Source organism: Caballeronia sp. A2-2 (assembly GCF_057612605.2).
Map to the genome: position 1 here is coordinate 1,595,763 of NZ_CM172587.1, position 20,691 is coordinate 1,616,453.

The window sequence follows — 20,691 nt, forward strand, 5'->3', positions numbered from 1 at the left end:
CGAGGGCGTTACTGAATCAACGGCGACCCCATCGCCTGAAACAACACCGCCGTATCGCTCATCCGCGCACTGCTCGCGCGAATCGCCGCCAGCCGCGCGTTGAAGAACTGCTGCTGCGCACCGCGCGCCACCCGCGGCGCAATTGCCCCGAGCCGCACGCGTCCGGTCGCATCGTCGGACGCATCCTGCGCCGCGTGGCTCGCGGCATCGGCGAAAGCGAGCGTTTCGCTGTCCGCTTCCAGCGCCGCAAGCGTATTCGCGACGTTCTGAAACGCCGCCAGCACCGTTTGCTTGTACTGCGCGACGGACGCATCGTAAGCCGCCTGCGCCGCGCGCCGTTGCGCGAGCAGCGCGCCACCATGAAAAATCGGCTGCGACAGCGATGCCCCCACGCTCCACAACGCCCCCGCACCCGACAACGCCGTCGGCCAGTCAAACCCGCCTTTGCCCATCGATGCCGAAATCGACAAGCTCGGGAACAACTGCGCCGTTGCCACACCGACCTGCGCGGCGGCGGCTTTGAGCGCGGCATCGGCGGCCTGAATGTCGGGGCGCGTCTGCAAAAGTTCGGACGGCATGACCACCGGCACATCGGACGGCAACGTGAGACTCGCGAGTTCGAGATCGTCCGGCGCGTGCTCCGGCGTGCGTCCGAGCAGCACGGCAAGCGCGTGACGCGTGGCGAGCCATTGCACGCGCAAGCCCGGCAACTGCGCCGCCAGGGATGCCGCGTTTTGCCGCGCACTCGATGCCTCCGCGCGCGTGCCCGAACCCAGCGCATAACGACGTTCCGCGTCGCGCGCATCGTCGTTGGCGAGGGCAATCAAACGTTGCGTCACGTCGATCTGCGCATGCAGCGCCGCCGCACCGATCGCACCCGTCACGATGTTCGCGGCCAACGCCCGGCGCGCGGCATCGAGTTGGAAAGATTGCTGATCCACCTGCGCCGCCAGCGATGCATTCGCGAAGCGCGCCGCCCCGAAAATATCGAAGGTGTACTGCGCCTGAATCTGTCCGACGAAGAGGTTATAAAGCGCGGTCGGCGGCCCGAACTCCGGCACACCGAGTCCGCGTTGCCGCGAGGTTTGCGCGCCCGCATCGATGGTCGGCAAGAGCGACGAACCGACCTGCGCGCGTAATTGCTCTCGCGCGGCAAGCAGGCTTTTATCGGCGGCGGCAAGACTCGGACTGGCGTGCAGACCTTCATCGACGAGCGCATTCAACGCGTCCGACCGATAGAGCGTCCACCATTGCGGCACCGGCTTCGCATCCACGACGAAACGCTGCGCCACGCCTTCCGCCGTCACGCTCGATTGCGTCTGCGGCAGCGCGCCGTAGTGGGCGGGCTGCGGCATCGCGGGCGGCTTGCCATCGGGGCCGAAGGCGCAGGCGGCGAGCATCGCGCATGCCGACATCAAAGCGAGCGAAGTCTTCATGACGATGCTCCTTCACGCTTCACGCGAAACGAAGCCGCGTACAACGCCGGCAAAAAGAACAGCGTGAGCACGGTCGCGCTCGTGATGCCGCCCATCAGCGCGGTCGCCATCGGGCCGAAAAAGTTGCTGCGCAGAAGCGGAATGAGCGCGAGCACCGCAGCGGCGGCAGTCAGCGTGATGGGCCGAAAACGCCGCACCGTCGCGCCGACGATCGCCTCGAACCGCGCATGACCCGAAGCAATGTCCTGCTCGATCTGATCCACCAAAATGACCGAATTACGCATGATGATGCCGAACATCGCGATCACGCCGAGCATGGCGACGAAGCCGAACGGCTTGCCGAACAGCAGCAGCGCCGCGACCACGCCGATCAGCCCGAGCGGCGCGGTGAGCACGACCAGCATCACGCGTGAGAAGCTCTGAAGCTGAATCATCAGGAGCGTGAGCACGACGATCACCATGATCGGCAATTGCGCGTTGATCGACGACTGACCCTTGGCGTTTTCCTCCACCGGCCCGCCCACTTCGATGCGATACCCCACCGGCAGCGCGCTCCGAATCGCATCGAGCTTCTTATCGATGGCGTTCGTCACGTCGATGCCCTGCGCGTTGCCCTTCACATCGGACTGCACAGTAATCGTCGGTTGCCGGTCGCGTTCCCAGATCACGCCGTATTCGAGCGTATCGACCACGCGCCCGAGCGCGCCGAGCGGCACGGGACCATGCGGCGTGGGCATCGCGAGCGCGGCGAGACGTGAAGGATCGACCCGTTCCGCACGCGGCGCACGTAAATCCACGCCAATCAGTTTGTCGCGTTCGCGATACTGCGTGACGGTGTAGCCGCTTAACGTCATCGCCAAAAAACTCGATACGTCCTGCGAGGTGATGCCCGCATCGCGCGCCTTCTGTTGATCGAGTTCGAAGCGCACGGAGCGTTCGGAAGGTTCGTCCCAGTCGTACTGCACGTTGGTCGTGCGCGTATCGGCGCGCATGTCGGCGGCGACTTGCTCCGCGATCTTCCGCACCGTGCCGATATCGTCGCCGCTCACGCGAAACTGCACGGGATAGCCGACCGGCGGGCCATTCTCCAGCCGCGACAGACGCGTGCGCACGGCGGGAAAGCGTTCGCGCAGCATCGGATCGAGCCATTGCGACAACTGCTCGCGCGCCTTGATGGATTTCGCGGTGACGACGAACTGCGCGAAATTCGGCGTCGGCAATTGCTGATCGAGCGGCAGATAAAAACGCGGTGCGCCGGTGCCGACGAAGCTCACCACGTGGTCGATTTCATCGCGGCCCTTGAGCGCGGTTTCGAGGCGTCTGGCTTCGCGCAGGGTTGCATCGAACGAAGCGCCTTCCTGCAAGCGCACGTCGATCAGCAATTCGGGCCGGTCCGAACTCGGGAAGAACTGCTGCGGCACGAGCGTGAAACCCGCCATCGCGATGACGAACAGCACGACGGTAATCCCCAGCACGATAAAGCGCCGCTCGATGCACCAGCCGACCCAGCCGCGCAAACGGCCATAGAACTTCGTGTCGTAGATATCGTGCTCGTGATGATCCGGCAGATGCGCTTCCTTCTTCCGCTCCGGCAGGAGCTTGTAGCCGAGCAGCGGAATGAGCACGACCGCCGCGAGCCACGACGCGATCAACGCAATCGCCGACACTTCGAAGATCGAGCGCGTGTATTCGCCGGTGCTCGACTTGGCGAGCGCGATCGGCAGAAAACCCGCAACCGTGACGAGCGTGCCGGTGAGCATGGGAAACGCGGTGCTGGTGTAGGCGAATGCGGCGGCGCGCGTGCGGTTCCAGCCTTGTTCGAGCTTCACGGCCATCATTTCGACGGCGATGATCGCATCGTCCACCAGCAGTCCGAGCGCGAGAATCAGCGTGCCGAGCGAGACTTTATGCAAGCCGATATCGAACAGGTACATGAACAACGCGGTGACCGCGAGCACGACCGGAATCGAGATCACGACGACCATGCCCGTACGCACGCCCAGCGACACCAGACTCACGATCAGCACGATGAAAACCGCTTCGGCGACGGCTTCGAGGAAGTCATCGACGGAGCGCGAGACGGCGTGCGGCATGCTGGACACTTCGGTGAGCTTCAGACCTGCGGGCAATTGCGCGCGTAGTTGGGTCATCTGCGCATCGAGCGATTTGCCCAGACGCACGACATCTTCGCCGGGCTGCATCGTCACGCCGATGCCGAGCACGGGCGTGCCCGAAAAACGCATTTGCGTGGCGGGTGGATCGACATAACCGCGCGTGATGGTTGCGATATCGCCCAGCCTGAACGACCGCCCGTTCACGTTGATGAGCGTATCCGCAAGCGCGTCCATGCTTTTGAACTGGCCGCTCGGACGCACGAACACGCGGTCATGCGGCGTGGTCATCACGCCTGCGGGCGAGACTGCGTTCTGTCCGTCGATGGCCTGCGCGATCTGCTGCGGCGAGAGGTTCAGCCGCGTGAGTTGCGTGTTCGCGATCTCCACATACACGCGTTCTTCCTGATCGCCGAAGTAATCGACCTTCGCCACGCCGGGTACGCGCAGAAGGACGGTGCGAAGGGCATCGGCGTAATCGTGAAGCTGCGCGGGCGAGAAGCCGTCGCCTTCGAGCGCGTAGATGGTGGAATAGACATCGCCGAATTCGTCGTTGAAGAACGGGCCTTGCACGCCGGGCGGCAAGGTCGCGGCGATATCGCCCACTTTCTTGCGGATCTGATACCACTCCTCGGCGACTTCCTTCGCGGGCGCGGAATCCTTCATCTGGAAGAACAGCAGCGATTCGCCGGGGCGCGAATAGCTGCGCATGAAATCCGTCGCGGGCGTTTCCTGCAATTTTCGCGCGATGCGGTCCGTCACTTCCTCCTGCACCTGCCGCGCCGTCGCACCCGGCCAGAAGGTGCGGATGACCATCACGCGGAAGGTGAAAGGCGGGTCTTCGGACTGCGCGAGTTTGGTGTACGCGAGGATGCCGAAGATCGTCGCCATCGCGATGAGAAACACGACCAGCGCGCGATGCCGCAACGCCCACGCGGAGAGATTGAAGCGGCCTTCTTCGTGCTTGTGTGCGTTTTCGTGAGGGCCCGTGCTCATGAAGCAAAGTCCTCGGGATGCAGCGGCGCGACCACGCGTACTTTTTCATCGGCGGAAACGGTATGCACGCCTTGCCAGACCACGCGCTCGCCCGGCTCGACACCGGCCGACAGCGTGACCGTGCGCTCGCCATAACGCGCCACGGTGACGCGGCGCAGTTCGAGGGCATCGCCGGATTTTTTGACGATCCACACGGCAGGCTGGCCCTTGTCGTGGAACAGCGCGGTCGATGGAATCGTGAACGCCTTTCCCGCTGCTTGCGCCGGTGCGAACGCGACATCCGCCGTCATGCCCAGACGCACATCGGGCGAGGGCGAATCGAGCGTGAGCTTCGCGCGCCACGTGCGGCTTTGCGTGTCGGCGGCGGGGGAGAGTTCGCGCACACGTGCATCGAACGTGCGGTTCGGCAGCGCGGGCAAACTCACGCGCGCGTGCTGGCCGACTGCGAACGCCGCGAGCGAGGCTTCGGGCACGTCGCAGATCACGTCGATGTCGCCGCTCCATGCGAGCGTGAACACGGCTTGGCCCGAGGTGACGTTCTGCCCCGTATCGGCCTGTTCGGCGGTGATGACGCCCGCGCGATCGGCGGTGAGCGTGGCGTAATGCAATTGATCCGCCGCGAGCCCCGCTTGCTGCTGCGCCTGATTGCGCTGCGCGAGCGCGCTGGCGTAGGCGTTCTGCGTCTGTTCGAGTTGCGCGGGCGCGATCAGTTGTTCCGCCGCCTGCGCGCGATCGCGGTCGAGTTGCTGCTTGGCATAGACAAGCTGATGGTCGGCGGCATCGAGTTGAGCGCGCGCGCTGGCGCTGTTCTTCTCGGCATCGGCGGGATCGAGGCGGGCGACCGTCTGACCGGCTTTCACGGTGTCGCCCAGCCGCACGCGCCGCTCCAGAATCTTCCCGTTGATGCGAAACGACAGCGGCGTGGAATAGCGCGGCTGAACCTGACCCGGCAGCGACGATGTGGCCGCGTGCGCATCGGCCTGTGCGGCAACGGCGACGACCGGACGCGGCGCGGGCGCGGCCGCTTCGTGCCGCTCGCACGCGGCGAGCGTACACACGGCGATCAGCAGGAGAAAGGGCTTCACAGATACCTCGATACGCTCAAGGGCAAGGGCCGCGACACGACGAAAGCCACGCGGCGAAGCAGAAGGAAACGCGCTTTTCAAGATACGGGCCGCGCCGCCAAAAAATGCCATGCACGCCGGAAAGCGCCGTGGAACGGGGGTTTCCGAGCATCGATTCGGGATACGCGATGAATTCTAATGCAGGGATGTATCCGAATGCAAAGACGGATTTGTAAGTCGTCCGGTGCTAAACTTCGCCCATGAAACCAACCCGCCTTACCCGCGAGCAGAGCCGTGACCAGACGCGCGCGCGCCTGCTCGATGCCGCGCAGTCGGTGTTCATCAGAAAGGGATTCGGCGCCGCGAGCGTGGAAGACGTCGCCGCCGACGCGGGCTACACGCGCGGCGCGTTCTATTCGAATTTCGCGAGCAAGTCCGAACTGCTGCTTGCCGTGCTCAAGCGCGATCACGAAACTATCATGGAGCGCATGTCGTCCATTTTCGAGGACGGCGAAGCATCGCGCGCGGACATGGAAGCGCGCGTGCTCCAGTACTACAGCGAGTGCTATCAGGACAACGCGTGCTTTCTGCTGTGGGTGGAAGCCAAGCTCCACGCCAGCCGCGATGCCCCGTTCCGCGAGAAATTCAACGCCCTCATGCGCGAGTTGCGCGAACACACGAGCGCCTATATCAGCGCGTTTTCGGCGCGCGTGGGCACGCCGCTCACCATGCCTGCGGACCAGATGGCGCTCGGTTTGATCGCCCTGTGCGATGGCGTTCAGTTCTTCTATTCGTCCGATCCGCAATCCGTGCCCGCGCAGTTCGCCGAGGATGTGCTAGGGCAGTTTTTTCGCCGTGTGGTGTTTGGCGGGACGGCGTAAATCGACATGCGCGCCCGGTCTGCCGCCATTCTGACCGCGCTCGCTGCTGCTGCGTTGTTCGGCGCGGCCACGCCGTTGGCCAAGGCGTTGCTCGGCACGATGTCGCCGTTCATGACCGCCGGGTTGTTTTATCTCGGCAGCGGGATCGGCTTGGGCGTTGGCATTCTCGTGCGTGGCAGGGGCGCTATCGAGCGCATTGGGCGGACGGAGTGGCCATGGCTGATCGGCACCATCGCGGCGGGTGGCGTCGCGGGTCCGGCGTTGTTGATGCTCGGTTTATCCAGCACGCCTGCCGCGACGAGCGCGCTGCTGCTCAATCTCGAAGGCGTGCTGACGGCGGTGATCGCGTGGGTCGTGTTCCGCGAGAATGTCGATGCACACGTGATGCTCGGCATGGCCGCCATCGTCGCGGGCGGCGTGCTACTGTCGTGGCAGGGCGGTGGCGCAGGCGTGTCGCCGGGCGCGATGCTGATCGCGCTGGCGTGTCTGTGCTGGGCCATCGACAACAATCTCACGCGCAAGGTGTCCTCGCACGATGCCATGCTGATCGCGTGCGTGAAGGGACTGTGCGCGGGGCCGGTGAATCTGGCGATTGCGTTGGCTTCCGGTGCATCGCTTCCCGGTGCGGCGACGGTGGGCGCTGCCATGTTGACCGGTCTCGCGGGTTATGGCGTGAGTCTCGTGCTGTTCGTCATCGCGTTGCGGCATCTCGGCACGGCGCGGACGGGTGCGTATTTTTCGGTCGCGCCGTTGTTTGGCGTGGCGCTGTCCCTGGTCATCTGGCCTGCGTGGCCGGGCGCGGTTTTCTGGGCGGCGCTGGCGCTGATGGCGCTCGGCGTCTGGCTGCATGTGCGCGAGCGGCACGAACACGAACATACGCATGAGCATATGGAGCATGCGCACCGGCATCGGCATGACGAGCATCATCGGCATGAGCACGACTTTCCGTATGAGGGCGATGAGCCGCATACCCATGCGCACGTGCATCTGCCGATCACACACACGCATGCGCATTTTCCGGATGTGCATCACCGGCATGGGCATTGAACGAGGCACCCGTTCCCGCCCATAATGCGACGACGCATCCCTGCCGCGCCTCCCATGACCGAAGTCCAGTCCGCCGTGCTCGTGTTCGTTCTGCTGCTCGTCGCCACCGGGCTGGGGGCGATCGTACGGCCGCTCTTGCCCGAGGAGCATCGGGAGCAGGAGACCGTGCAACTCATCCAGTTGCTCGTCGGCATGCTGGTGACGTTCGCGGCGCTGGTGCTGGGCTTGCTGACGGCATCGGCGAAAACGGTGTTCGACACGACCAATAACGATGTGCGCAGCTACGCGACCTCGCTTATCGAACTGGATCACGCGCTGCGGGATTACGGCGCGGATGTGGATCACGCGCGCGATCTGCTGCGCGCCTACACGGCGGCGGCGATTGCAAGCACATGGCCGGGCGAGCCGCCGCCTTCCGGCACGTATCCCGATGTCGATCCCTCCACGCCGCGCAGCGACAACATGGCGAGCCGCGTGCTCGGCGATTTCCTCAACCGCGGCCAGCACGACGTTCGCCTGCTGCAACCGAAAGACGACTACCACCGCAAGCTCGCCGACGATGCCGCCAGCCGTTTCGATCGCCTGATCGCGCTGCGCTGGAAGCTGATCGAGGAAGCGAAAGGGTCGATCTCCTATCCGTTCGACCGCATTCTCGTCGGCTGGCTGCTGATTATTTTTTTGTGCTTCGGGCTGATCGCGCCGCGCAATGCGCTGTCGCTCGTGACGATCATGTTGGGCGCGCTGTCGATTGCGTCTGCGGTGCTCGTCATTCTCGATCTCGATACGCCTTTCACCGGACCGATCATGGTCCGCAGCGAACCGATGCGCGACGCGCTCGCCTACATGGACCGCAAGTGAACGAACTTTATACGGATGCGCGCCTCGCCGCGCTCTACGATGCGCTCAATCCCGAAGGCCCGGATACCGCGTTTTACGTCGCGCTGGCGGAATCGGCGTCGCATGTCGTCGATCTGGGCTGCGGCACGGGATTGCTTGCTTGTGAATTGGCGGCGCGCGGGTATCGCGTGACGGGCATCGATCCTTCGCGGGCGATGCTGGCTGTCGCGCGCCATCGTCCGAACGGCGACCGCGTGACGTGGATCGAAGGCGATGCCGGTGCGCTCGCGTTCGTGAATCGCTGCGATCTCATCGTGATGACGGGCCACGTCGTCCAGATCTTTCTCGGTGACGATGAATTCTTGGCGGTGCTGAAGGCCGCGCGACGCGCGCTGAGGCCGGGCGGGCGCATTGCGTTCGAAAGCCGTCATCCGGCGGCGCGCGCTTGGGAAACGTGGACTCCCGAACATTCGCGGCGCACGGTAAACGGACAGGTCGAGGTGTGGCAGGAAAGGCATGCATCGCCCGATCCGTTGAAGGACGGGCGCGTAGCCTTCACCACGTTCTATCGCTTCGGCGGAGAAAAAGAAGAAACGCTGCGCGCATCGAGCGAATTACGCTTCTGGACGCAGGAAGAGCTACACGCGCTCTTGACCCGCGCAGGTTTCGCCGAAATCGACTGGCACGGCGACTGGAACGGCTCACCAGTGAACGAAGCAAGCCGCGAACTGATCGCGGTAGCGCGTTGAAACCGCGCCGATGCTCAGAACTCGACCACCACGAAATCTTCCTTGCCGACATCGCATTCCGGGCAGCGCCAGTTCGCCGGAATATCCGCGAACAAGGTGCCCGGTGGAATGCCTTCGTCCGGCAAACCGTTCTCCTCGTTGTAGATCCAGCCGCAAATCAGACACACCCAGCTTTTATATTCGATGACTTCGCTCACGACACGCTCTTGCATTTGAATGAACAGGAATTGACGCACCCCGCGCGCGTTCTTGCAGCGCACGGCGGCCCGCATATTACCGGAAAACGGCTAATTTTCGCCGATGCACGCGAACCGAACCGCTGCGCGCCCACGAAAGCGCGGTGTATGCTTGCTCGCGAGCAGCTCAGCCAAAAACCAGATTCACACAAGGAGAAGACGATGCTGAAGAAACCGCTGTTGAGCGCACTGATTCCCGCCGCACTCGCGCTCTCGACCTTCGTGGGTCAGGCGCACGCCCAGTCGGCGCGCGTGTATTTCGTCGAACCGAAGGACGGCGCGACCGTCACCAGTCCGGTGCACGTGAAGTTCGGCGTCGATGGCATGACCGTCGCGCCCGCCGGGACGATGACCGAAGGCACGGGGCATCATCACTTGCTGATCGATTCCGGGCCGCTGCCCAAGGGCACGGTCATTCCGGCCAACGACACGTCGCTGCACTACGGGAAAGGCCAGACGGAAGCCGATGTCAAACTTCCGCCCGGCGATCACACGCTGACCATGCAGTTCGGCGACGGCGCGCATCGCTCGTTCGGGCCGGAAATGAGTTCGACCATCAAGGTGCATGTGCAGTAACGCTTCGAGGAAATGGCGGCGCGGCGGCGTGCTTTTGGCTTATGCCGTCCGAACGATGGACGCCGCGCGCCCCTTGACCGGTACAATGACCGCTTCCCTATGTGCCACGGCCATGCCGGTGCCACGGTTCGCCATTCCTGAATTCCCATGTCGCTCTATTCCATTTCGGACGCGCAACTCGCGTTCGGCCATGTCGCATTGCTCGATCACGCCGACTTCTCGCTCGAAGCGGGCGAACGTGTCGGTCTGATCGGCCGCAACGGCGCGGGCAAGTCGTCGCTGCTCAAGATCGTCGCGGGACTCGCCGCGCCGGACGATGGCCTCATCACGCGTCAGAACGAACTCACCACGGTCTATGTGCCACAGGAGCCGGAATTCGATCTGGATGCCACGGTGTTCGATGTCGTCGCCTCCGGCCTGACCGATGCCCGCGCCTTGCTCGACGAATACGATGCCGTCGCGCACGCGCTCGCCGACGCGCCCGAAGGCCCCGAACACGATTCGTTGATGTCGCGCATGAACGCGCTGCAAACCTCGCTCGATCTGCACGATGCCTGGAACTGGCGCACGCGCGTGGCGACCACGCTCGCGCAGATCGGCCTCGATGGCGACGCGCGCACCGGCGCGCTCTCCGGCGGCATGAAAAAGCGCGTGGCGCTGGCGCGCGCGCTGGTCGTGCAGCCGGACATTCTGTTGCTGGACGAGCCGACCAACCATCTGGATTTCGACGGCATCCGCTGGCTCGAAGATTTGCTCGTCACGCTGCGCTCGGGGCTGCTGTTCATCACGCACGATCGCGCGTTTCTGGATCGCGTGGCCTCGCGCATCGTCGAACTCGATCGCGGGCGGCTGCTGTCGTATCCGGGCAATTTCAGCGCGTATCAGACACGCAAGGCGCAGCAACTCGAAGTCGAACAAGTGGAGCAGGCCAAGTTCGACAAGCTGCTCGCGCAAGAGGAAGTGTGGATTCGCAAGGGCGTCGAGGCGCGGCGCACGCGCAGCGTCGGACGTATCGCGCGGCTGGTGGAAATGCGCAACGAGCGCGCCGAACGCCGCAACGTGCAAGGCAATGTGAAGCTCGATGTCGGTCAGGGCGAGAAGTCCGGCAAGATCGTCTCCGAACTCACGGACGTGACCAAGATTTACGGTGAACGTACCATCGTCGATAACTTCACGGCGACCGTCATGCGTGGCGACAAGATCGGCTTCGTCGGGCCGAACGGGGCGGGCAAGACCACGCTGCTCAAGCTGATTCTCGGCGAATTGCAGCCGGACGATGGCCGCGTGCGCACCGGCACCAACATTCAGGCCGCGTATTTCGATCAGATGCGCGCGCAACTCGATCTCGACAAATCGCTCGCGGACACCATCAGCCCCGGCAGCGAATGGGTCGAAGTCAACGGCGTGAAGAAGCACGTCATGAGCTATCTCGGCGACTTTCTGTTCGCGCCGGAACGTGCGCGTTCGCCGGTGCGTTCGCTCTCGGGCGGCGAGCGTAACCGCCTGTTGCTGGCGCGTTTGTTCGCGCGCCCCGCGAACGTGCTCGTGCTCGACGAACCGACCAACGATCTCGACATTCCCACGCTCGAACTGCTCGAAGAACTGCTCGCGGAATACGACGGCACCGTGCTGCTGGTGAGCCACGACCGCGCGTTTCTGGACAACGTGGTGACCTCGGTGTTCGCGGCGGAAGGCGGCGGCAAGTGGCGCGAGTATGTCGGCGGCTTCTCCGACTGGCAGATTCAGCGCGAACGTTCGGAGCGGATCGCGGAAGACGCGGCGCGTCAGGTCGCGAAGGAAACGCAGAAGGACGATGCGCCGAAGGAAAGCGCCTCGGGCCGCAATGCGCAGCGCACCGCGAAGCTCTCGTTCAAGGATCAGCGCGAGCTTGAGGCGCTTCCCGCGCAGATCGCGGCGCTGGAAGAGGAGCAGAAACGCATTGCCGCGCAACTGGCGGACGGCTCCGTTTTCGCGAAGGATGCGAAGGAAGGCGCGCGTCTTTCCGAGCGTCATGCGGCCATCGAAGACGAATTGCTGGTGGCGCTCGAACGCTGGGAAGAACTGGAAGCGAAGCGCAAATAAGGGCATCGCGCGCGCACGGGCAGGTCGTTTCGGTGAGCTTGCCCGCCTCGCATCGCACGGACGATGCAGCTACAATCGCCAGCCGATTTATGCGCCCGAGGTGGGCGCGGCGGGCGAAAACCGCTATTCTCCTAGCGCGGCTCGACGCGGCGGCCGGGGCCACGGCCTTCACGCCACGGATCGGGCCAGACGTATTCGCAGTTTCGATCAGGCATTCGCCGGCACGACACACGGCGTCATCGGGCGGCTCACGCTTGGGCGCTTCATCGGCCGGATCAACGTTCAATCATGTCAACGAAAAAATCCAGCGCAATGGCCACTGGCACTCAACGAGGCGCGCGCACTGTCATGCATGCCAAGGCAGCCGGCTACAGCGAGGCATCCATCAAGGTGCTCAAGGGACTGGAGCCGGTCAAGCAGCGGCCCGGCATGTACACGCGCACCGAGAACCCGCTGCACATCATTCAGGAAGTCATCGACAACGCCTCCGACGAGGCGCTTGGCGGCTTTGGCAAACAGATCACGGTGACCGTACACACAGACAATTCCGTGTCCGTCGAGGACGACGGGCGCGGCATTCCGTTCGGCATGCATCCCGAGGAAGGCGTGCCGGTGGTCGAGATCGTCTTCACGCGTCTGCACGCGGGCGGCAAGTTCGATAAGGCCGCGGGCGGCGCGTACACGTTCTCGGGCGGTCTGCACGGCGTGGGCGTGTCGGTGACGAACGCGCTCGCCACGCGGCTCGAAGTGACGGTGTGGCGCGACAACAAGGTCGCGCAACTCGCCTTCGCCAACGGCGATGTGGTTGAGACGCTCACCACGCGCGCCGCCGAACGCGGCGCGAAGAAAACCGGCACGCGCGTGCGTGCGTGGCCGAATCCCAAGTACTTCGATTCCGCGAACCTGCCGCTCGGCGAGTTGCAGCGTCTGCTGCGCTCGAAGGCCGTGTTGCTGCCGGGCGTGGAAGTGGTGCTCGTCATCGAAAAGAGCGGCGAACGGCAGACGTGGAAGTACGAAGACGGTCTGCGCGGCTATCTGCTCGAAGGCATGGGCGGCAGCGATCTGCTGATTCCGTTGTACGAGGGCGAGCGTTACGCGGAAAGCTCGCGCAATACCGAGGAAACGTTTGCAGAAGGCGAAGGCGCGGCGTGGGTGGTCGCGTGGAGCGAGGAAGGGCCGCTGCTGCGCGAGTCCTACGTCAACCTCATTCCGACGCCCGCAGGCGGCACGCATGAATCCGGCCTGCGCGATGGCCTCTTTCAGGCGGTCAAGAATTTCGTCGAAATCCACAATCTGCAACCCAAGGGCGTGAAGCTGCTCGCGGAAGACGTGTTCGCGCGCGTGTCCTTCGTGCTGTCGGCGAAGGTGCTCGACCCGCAATTCCAAGGGCAGATCAAGGAACGTCTCAATAGCCGCGATGCGGTCAGGCTCGTGTCGTCGTTCTCGCGGCCGGCGCTGGAGTTGTGGCTCAACCAGCATGTCGAGTACGGCAAGAAGCTCGCGGAACTCGTGATTCGGCAGGCGCAGGCGCGCACGCGCGCGGGTCAGAAGATCGAGAAGAAAAAGAGTTCGGGCGTGGCTGTGTTGCCCGGCAAGCTGACCGATTGCGAATCCACGGATATCACGCGCAACGAACTCTTTCTGGTCGAGGGCGATTCGGCGGGCGGCTCCGCGAAAATGGGCCGCGACAAGGAATTCCAGGCCATCCTGCCCTTGCGCGGCAAGGTGCTGAACACGTGGGAAACCGAGCGCGACCGGCTCTTCGCGAATAACGAAGTGCACGATATCGCGGTGGCGATCGGCGTCGATCCGCACGGCCCGGACGAGCAGATCGATCTTTCGAATCTGCGCTACGGCAAGATCTGCATTCTCTCGGATGCGGACGTGGACGGCGCGCACATTCAGGTCTTGCTGCTCACGCTGTTCTTCAAGCATTTCCCGCAACTGATCGAACGCGGCCATGTGTGCGTGGCGCGTCCGCCGCTGTTTCGCGTCGATGCCCCCGCGCGTGGCAAGAAGCCCGCACAGAAGCTCTACGCGCTCGACGAAGGCGAACTCGAAGCCATTCTCGACAAGCTGCGCAAGGACGGCGTGCGCGAAACCGCGTGGACCATCAGCCGCTTCAAGGGCTTGGGCGAAATGAGCGCCGAACAATTGTGGGACACCACCATGAATCCCGACACGCGGCGTCTCTTGCCGGTGGGACTGGGCGATCTGGGCTTCGATCTCACCGTCTCGCGCATGACCATGCTGATGGGCAAGGGCGAAGCGGCGTCGCGCCGAAGCTGGCTCGAAGAAAAGGGCAACGAAGTCGAAGCGGACATCTGATCTGCCCGCACGAACGCATTGACACGGATATTCGATGGGAATCACAGACGATCTCTTCGCCGAACAGACCGCACCGGACGGCGAACAACTCACGCTCGGCGATTACGCCGAACGCGCCTATCTCGACTATGCAGTGAGCGTGGTCAAGGGCCGCGCGCTGCCCGATGTGTGCGACGGCCAGAAGCCCGTGCAGCGCCGCATTCTCTACGCGATGAGCGAAATGGGCCTCGCGTCCGGCGCCAAGCCGGTGAAGTCCGCGCGCGTGGTGGGCGACGTGCTCGGCAAGTATCACCCGCACGGCGACCAGTCCGCGTATGACGCGCTGGTGCGTCTGGCGCAGGACTTTTCGATGCGCTATCCGCTCATCGACGGGCAAGGGAATTTCGGTTCGCGCGACGGCGATGGCGCGGCGGCCATGCGTTACACCGAAGCGCGGCTGACGCCCATCGCGCGCTTGCTGCTCGATGAAATCGATCAGGGCACGGTCGATTTCATGCCGAACTACGACGGCTCGTTCGAGGAGCCGAAGCTGCTGCCCGCGCGTTTGCCGTTCCTGTTGCTGAACGGGGCGTCGGGCATCGCGGTGGGTTTGGCGACGGAAATTCCCTCGCACAATCTGCGCGAAGTGGCGCAGGCGGCGGTTGCGATGATTCGCGATCCGAAGATCGGCCACGCGGGGCTCATGGAGAAGGTGCCGGGGCCGGACTTTCCGGGCGGCGGCCAGATCATTTCATCGCAGGCCGAAATATCGGCGGCCTACGAGAACGGGCGCGGCAGTCTGAAGGTGCGCGCGCGGTACAAGATCGAGGACATGGCGCGCGGGCAGTGGCAGATCGTCATCAACGAATTGCCGCCGGGCGTGTCGAGCCAGAAGGTGCTCGAAGAAATCGAGGAACTCACCAATCCGAAGATCAAGCTCGGCAAGAAGACGCTCACGCCGGAACAGGTGCAGACCAAGCAAACCTTGCTCGGCCTGCTCGATGCCGTGCGCGACGAGTCCGGCAAGGATGCGCCCGTGCGGCTGGTGTTCGAGCCGAAGTCGAGCCGCATCGACCAGACGGAATTCGTGACCACGTTGCTTGCGCACACGAGTCTCGAATCGAACGCGACGATCAACCTCGTCATGATCGGCTCGGACGGGCGGCCGCGGCAGAAGGGCATCGTCGAGATTCTGCATGAGTGGATCGGCTTTCGCTTCGTGACGGTGACGCGGCGCACGCAGCATCGGCTGAACAAGGTGAATGACCGCATTCATATTCTCGAAGGGCGAATGATCGTCTTCCTGAATATCGATGAAGTCATTCGCATCATTCGCGAGTCGGAGGAGCCGAAGCAGGCGTTGATCGCGCGGTTCAATCTGTCGGACCGGCAGGCGGAAGATATTCTCGAGATTCGCTTGCGGCAATTGGCGCGGCTCGAGGCGATCAAGATCGAGCAGGAACTCAAAGATCTTGGCGAGGAAAAGAAGAAGCTCGAAGAACTGCTCAATAGCGATGCCGCGATGAAGCGCTTGCTCATCAAGGAAATCGAGGCGGATGCCAAGCAATATGGCGATGATCGCCGCACGCTGATTCAGCAGGAAAAGCGTGCGACGTTCGAAGCGCGGGTGGTGGATGAACCGGTGACGGTGGTTGTGTCGCAGCGTGGCTGGGTGCGGGCGTTGAAGGGGCATGGGCTCGATCCTGCGAGCTTTACCTTTAAGCAAGGTGATGGCTTGTATGCGGCGTTTTTGGCGCGGACGCCGGATTCGCTCGTTGCCTGGGGAAGCAAGGGGCGCGTGTATTCGGTGCCGGTGGCTTCGTTGCCTGGCGGGCGCGGGGATGGGGTGCCGGTTACCTCGCTCATCGAGCTTGAGTCGGGGACGCATCTGCTGCATTACTTTGCGGCGAATGCCGAGCAGGTTTTGTTGCTGGCATCCAGCAACGGGTTTGGGTTTACCGCGAAGCTTGGGGATATGGTCAGCCGGCAGAGGGCGGGCAAGGCGTTCATGACCATCGATGAAGGCGCTGTTCCGCTTGCGCCGATGCCGGTTATTCCTTCGGCTGCGTATGTTGCTTGTCTGTCCAGCGCGGGGCGGTTGCTCGTGTTCGGGATGGAGGAGATGAAGACGCTGTCGGGCGGGGGACGTGGGGTGATTTTGATGGGGCTTGATGCTAAGGAGACTTTGCGACAGGCGCTTGCGGTTGATGCCCGGGGTGTTGTGATGATTGGCACCGGGCGCGGGGGGAAGGTTCGGGATGAGAAGTTGGCTGGGTCGCAGTTTGAATTGCATCTCGGCAAGCGGGCGCGGAAGGGGAGAGCGCCGGATTCTTCGTTGAAGGTTTTGGAGTTGAGGCCGGTGTTTGAGGGGTGAGGGTTTGTTGTGCAAGGGGCTGCTGGTTTTTGGGCTTTTTATTCAGTAGCCGCCTCCCCGGCGGGGGGGTAACTTTCTTTGCTGCTGCAAAGAAAGTCACCAAAGAAAGCAGCTTTTTACCCCATGCACGCTGGCTGGAAAGGGTTGGTCTGGATTAACGATGCAGTGGCCGCAATAGGACTTTCCACGCGTAACGAGCCGCTTAGGCAACCTTGCGATTACGCGCTCGAATCCTTTGATCTTAGTGGACCGCATTCATTCTTTCGGCCATGCGCTACGCGCGCCGAGAACTTGAGAACGGAACCCCGCAGCGTATCAGCGCCCAGCCAACTCATGCTTCCCCGCAAGATTGCTATTCGGCCCTACGTTGGTTAGTGCCTAAGCGAAAGGCGCAAGCTCAAAGGCTCAACTCGCGTGGGCGTGGTGTCATGTTGGCGTTTGCCTTTTAGTCGGAGCACTAACGAACGTAGGGCCGAATAGCAATATAGCGATGGCGCGTGGGGTGGCTGGGCATTTATAGGCTGCGGGATTCCGTTCTAAGGTTCTCGGCGCGCGCAGCGCATGGCCGAAAGAATGAATGCGGTCCACAGTGCCAAGCCTATTCGAGCGGACAATCGCGAGGTTGCCAACGCGCTTTGGCAAACGAAGGACATCCTATTGCGGCCACTGCATCGTTAATTCAGGCCACACTTTCCAGCCAGCGAGCATGGGGGTAAAAGCTGCTTTCTTTGATTACTTTCTTTGCAGCAGCAAAGAAAGTGATCCCCCCGCCGGGGAGGCGGCTACTGAATAAAAAGCCCAAACAAAAGAAGCCCTTTGCACGACAAAATAAAAACCCCGGGAACTCCCCCCTACCAAACCCATTCCTACAACAAGCACCAAAAACCTAAACCACAATGAACAAAATCCAAGAAGCCGCCTTATACGTCCATCTCCTCGGCGTAGCCATCTGGATCGGCGGCATGGTCTTCGCTCATTTCTGCCTACGCCCGGCACTCGGCGATCTCACTCCGCAACTGCGCTTGCCCCTGTGGGAATCAGTCTTCGCCCGCTTCTTCAACTGGGTAGCCGGCTCGGTAATCGTGATCCTCATAACCGGCGGCTACCTGCTAATAGAATCCGGCGGCGCGCAAGCCGGCTGGCCTCTCCACGCCATGGCCGGCCTGGGCATAGTCATGATGCTTATCTTCGGCCACATCCGTTTCGGCGTATTCCCGCGCATCCGCCGTGCGGTTCAGGCGCAGAACTGGCCCGATGGCGCGCGCGCCGTGGCCACCGTGCGACGCCTCGTCGTGATTAATTTAGTGCTGGGTGTGGTGACGATCGGCACAGCCGTCCTCTCCCGAGGAATCTAATCAACGCCCGCCGTGCTCATCAGTAAGAGCCGTGCCCGTAGGCTCATGCAACGCGCGCGGCGCGGAACCGCGCAACCACCCGCATACACCAAAGCGCTCCAAAAGCGCATGCACGCCATCGGTAGGAACGGGCCGCGAGAACAGGAAGCCTTGCGCTTCCACCGGCCCAAGCGCCGCGAGCCACGCGATCTGTTCCTCGCGCTCGGTGCCTTCCACGACCACCGTGAGCCCAAGCGACCGCGCAAGATTGACGATCGCCGCCACCATCACGCACACGGAACGGTCTTCAGGTATCGCCTGAATGAACGACCGATCCACCTTCAGCGTATCGACGGAAAAACGGTTCAAGTAGGAAAGCGACGAATACCCCGTACCAAAATCATCCAGCGCAATACGCACTCCAAGCCGCTTCAACGCCACGATCTTCTCTTGCACAAGCTCGGGATATTCGACCATCACCGTTTCGGTGATTTCGAGTTCGAGCTTATCGGGCGGAATGCCGGTCGCCTCAATTGCGCGCGCCACAGTCTCCAGCAAATCGCCACGCCAGAACTGCACCGCCGAAATATTCACCGCCAGCGATAACCCCGTATAACCCTCACGCTGCCACTGCGCGAGTTGCGCGCAAGCGGTATGCACGACGAAATCGCCAACAGCCACGATCAATCCCGTCGATTCCGCCACCGGAATGAACTCGTTCGCGGGAATCAACCCATGCTGCGGATGATTCCACCGCACCAGCGCCTCGAACCCGGTGATACACCGCCGCGCCAAATCGATCTTCGGCTGATACACAAGGAACAATTGCCCTTCAGCCAAGGCCACGCGCAACTGCTGCTCCCACTTCATCAAATGATCCGCGCGATGCGACAAGTGCGGCGAGTAAAACTGGTAGCAGTTCTTGCCCGCATCCTTCGCGCTGTACATGGCGAGATCGGCCTTCTTGAGCAGATCGATCTCGCTCTCGTTCGACACCGAAAACAACGCGATGCCAATGCTCGCATGCAGCACGAACGCACTGCCGCGCACATCGAACGGCGTCGCGAACATGGTCGCGATGTCGTTCGCCAGCGTCACCGCGCGCTGCTCCACATCGTCGCCCTTGACGATCACCACGAACTCGTCGCCGCCGATGCGCGCCAGCGTCCCGCTTTGCCCGACCGTTTCCGCCAGACGCGAAGCCGTCATCTGCAAAACGATATCGCCCGCGTTATGGCCGAGCGTGTCATTCACCGTCTTGAAGTTGTCGAGGTCGATGAACAAAAGCGCCAGCCGCCCGATGTTCTCCGGCTGCGCCACATCCTGCCGCAACGCGCGCAGCGTCGAATAGCGGTTACGCAGGCCGGTGAGCAGATCGTATTCGACCAGATGCGTCATCTCGCGCTCGCGTCCGAGCAACTTGCCGATCAAGCCGGTCGCCACGCCGAAGAAGCCGAGCATTGCAAGCGAGATGAAGCTCGCCATCAGCAGATAGACATTGCGCGTGTGGTTGTAGTCGATCATCTCCTCGCGCTCGGAAAGACCGACGAGCACGCCGAGCGGATAACCATCGATATGCCGGTACGACACGATCCGCTTCACATGATCGATCGGATCGACATAGATGCCCGAGGCATGCTCGGAAGTCGGATAGACGCCGCTTGCGCTGAACGCGGCATGCGTGTGGTCATCGGGCGAGAGATTGCGCCCGCCGCTGCCCTTGGCGACTGCGGAAGCGGGCGGCGTATCGGTCGGGCCGCCGCCCGTGCTGCGCGCGAGCACCGAGCCGTTGTCGGACACCACCGCGATCACGCCTTCGTGTCCGATGGAGGCGACGTTATAGAAATCGCTCGTGAAATACGCCGGATCTTCCGACACCACGACCACGCCCGCGAACGAACCATCGGGATGATTGAGCCGCCGCGTGATCTGCAAGGTCCACATGCCGGAGACGCGTCCGCGCACCGGGCGGCTGATGTAGAGCAAGTCGTCGTTGGCGTGCAGATGCACCTTGAAGTGCTCGCGGTCCGACAGATCGATCGGCCGCGGATGCGAATCCTGTGTCGTCGCGACGAGATGACCGTCCGCATCGATCAGCGACACCTGCACGAGCGTGTCGCTCTGCACGACGCCTTTCTCCACCGTCGCGCTCAGATCGAAGTTCTCGGGCGACTTCTCGTACTCGTACTTCACGAAGCGCGTGATCTGATCGACCTGATGAATCGCCTTGATGGTGTGTTGTTCGAGCGCCGAAGAAAGAATGGCGGCGGATGCCATGGATTCGTGCGTGGTCGCTTCCCGTTCGACCGAAAGACGCGCGAAGATGACCGCCCACAACAACACCAGCACGATGGAGCCGAGCACGGGAATGGCGAGCAACGCGCGACGCCGCCGCGCGGCATGCGCGCTGATGCGTGTGTCGTTCGCGGCGGTCGCGCGCGCGCGTTTCATGCGATGCCCGCTCGGGATGAATCGTGTGATGCGAGAGCGGCTGGCAACCGCGCAATGAAGATAAGGCGATGCATGGTGTGGGGCGTTGGGCCGAATCGAGTGACTATACCGCGCCTGACGCGCAACGGTGACAGCACGAACCGCATGCAATTGAGCGTGCGCGCGCGAAGCATGTCATGGACAGCATGGCCCGGCTTCGGCCTGGCTGAA

14 protein-coding genes are annotated in these 20,691 nt (G+C 62.9%); 9 read left to right on the plus strand and 5 right to left on the minus strand.

Going from position 1 to position 20,691, the window contains the following annotated elements; all coding sequences use genetic code 11:
• Nucleotides 1-8: 8 nt before the first annotated feature.
• From ACZCWR_RS07635 to ACZCWR_RS07645, 3 genes are read right to left on the minus strand one after another with little or no spacing between them, the layout of a single operon-like run.
• On the minus strand, nucleotides 9-1,436 hold the full coding sequence (locus ACZCWR_RS07635; protein WP_487303090.1) for an efflux transporter outer membrane subunit: 1,428 nt from the start codon (nucleotides 1,434-1,436) through the stop codon (nucleotides 9-11).
• Nucleotides 1,433-4,543, minus strand: coding sequence for an efflux RND transporter permease subunit (locus tag ACZCWR_RS07640; protein WP_487303091.1), 3,111 nt, complete (start codon nucleotides 4,541-4,543; stop codon nucleotides 1,433-1,435). Before ACZCWR_RS07640 ends, ACZCWR_RS07635 begins: the two co-directional genes overlap by 4 nt.
• The gene (locus tag ACZCWR_RS07645) at nucleotides 4,540-5,628 is read right to left on the minus strand and encodes an efflux RND transporter periplasmic adaptor subunit (RefSeq protein WP_487303092.1); all 1,089 of its coding nucleotides are present in this window, start codon (nucleotides 5,626-5,628) and stop codon (nucleotides 4,540-4,542) included. Before ACZCWR_RS07645 ends, ACZCWR_RS07640 begins: the two co-directional genes overlap by 4 nt.
• Nucleotides 5,629-5,867: 239 nt before the next feature.
• Here ACZCWR_RS07645 and ACZCWR_RS07650 point away from each other — a divergent pair, with 239 nt between their 5' ends.
• The 4 genes from ACZCWR_RS07650 to ACZCWR_RS07665 are packed head-to-tail and all read left to right on the plus strand — an operon-like array spanning nucleotide 5,868 to nucleotide 9,121.
• Nucleotides 5,868-6,488, plus strand: a complete 621-nt coding sequence (locus ACZCWR_RS07650) for a TetR/AcrR family transcriptional regulator (protein ID WP_487303093.1) — start codon at nucleotides 5,868-5,870, stop codon at nucleotides 6,486-6,488.
• Nucleotides 6,489-6,494: 6 nt separating this feature from the next.
• On the plus strand, nucleotides 6,495-7,535 hold the full coding sequence (locus tag ACZCWR_RS07655) for a DMT family transporter (RefSeq protein ID WP_487303094.1): 1,041 nt from the start codon (nucleotides 6,495-6,497) through the stop codon (nucleotides 7,533-7,535).
• A gap of 54 nt (nucleotides 7,536-7,589) precedes the next feature.
• Nucleotides 7,590-8,393 carry a bestrophin-like domain gene (locus tag ACZCWR_RS07660; RefSeq protein WP_487303095.1) on the plus strand — a complete coding sequence of 268 codons (804 nt, stop codon included), beginning with the start codon at nucleotides 7,590-7,592 and terminating at the stop codon, nucleotides 8,391-8,393.
• On the plus strand, nucleotides 8,390-9,121 hold the full coding sequence (locus ACZCWR_RS07665) for a class I SAM-dependent methyltransferase (RefSeq protein ID WP_487303096.1): 732 nt from the start codon (nucleotides 8,390-8,392) through the stop codon (nucleotides 9,119-9,121). The genes ACZCWR_RS07660 and ACZCWR_RS07665 overlap by 4 nt, the downstream gene beginning before the upstream one ends.
• A 14-nt stretch (nucleotides 9,122-9,135) precedes the next feature.
• Here ACZCWR_RS07665 and ACZCWR_RS07670 read toward each other — a convergent pair whose 3' ends face one another.
• A complete protein-coding gene (locus ACZCWR_RS07670) occupies nucleotides 9,136-9,318 on the minus strand; it encodes a rubredoxin (protein WP_487303097.1) in 183 nt (60 codons plus the stop codon).
• Between the two features lie 201 nt (nucleotides 9,319-9,519).
• Here ACZCWR_RS07670 and ACZCWR_RS07675 point away from each other — a divergent pair, with 201 nt between their 5' ends.
• The 5 genes from ACZCWR_RS07675 to ACZCWR_RS07695 all read left to right on the plus strand — a co-directional run bounded on the left by ACZCWR_RS07675 (nucleotide 9,520) and on the right by ACZCWR_RS07695 (nucleotide 18,051).
• Nucleotides 9,520-9,933 (plus strand): DUF4399 domain-containing protein, encoded by a 414-nt coding sequence (locus tag ACZCWR_RS07675; protein WP_487303098.1) that lies wholly within the window; start codon nucleotides 9,520-9,522, stop codon nucleotides 9,931-9,933.
• 147 nt (nucleotides 9,934-10,080) lie between these two features.
• On the plus strand, nucleotides 10,081-12,015 hold the full coding sequence (locus ACZCWR_RS07680; protein ID WP_487303099.1) for an ATP-binding cassette domain-containing protein: 1,935 nt from the start codon (nucleotides 10,081-10,083) through the stop codon (nucleotides 12,013-12,015).
• 348 nt (nucleotides 12,016-12,363) lie between these two features.
• Complete coding sequence (locus tag ACZCWR_RS07685) at nucleotides 12,364-14,343, plus strand: DNA topoisomerase IV subunit B (RefSeq protein WP_487303100.1); 1,980 nt, start codon at nucleotides 12,364-12,366, stop codon at nucleotides 14,341-14,343.
• A gap of 34 nt (nucleotides 14,344-14,377) precedes the next feature.
• Nucleotides 14,378-16,696, plus strand: coding sequence for a DNA topoisomerase IV subunit A (parC, locus tag ACZCWR_RS07690; RefSeq protein WP_487303101.1), 2,319 nt, complete (start codon nucleotides 14,378-14,380; stop codon nucleotides 16,694-16,696).
• 896 nt (nucleotides 16,697-17,592) lie between these two features.
• Complete coding sequence (locus ACZCWR_RS07695; protein ID WP_487303102.1) at nucleotides 17,593-18,051, plus strand: CopD family protein; 459 nt, start codon at nucleotides 17,593-17,595, stop codon at nucleotides 18,049-18,051.
• Here ACZCWR_RS07695 and ACZCWR_RS07700 read toward each other — a convergent pair whose 3' ends face one another.
• Nucleotides 18,052-20,481, minus strand: coding sequence for a bifunctional diguanylate cyclase/phosphodiesterase (locus tag ACZCWR_RS07700; RefSeq protein ID WP_487303103.1), 2,430 nt, complete (start codon nucleotides 20,479-20,481; stop codon nucleotides 18,052-18,054). It abuts the gene before it with no gap.
• Nucleotides 20,482-20,691 lie beyond the last annotated feature (210 nt).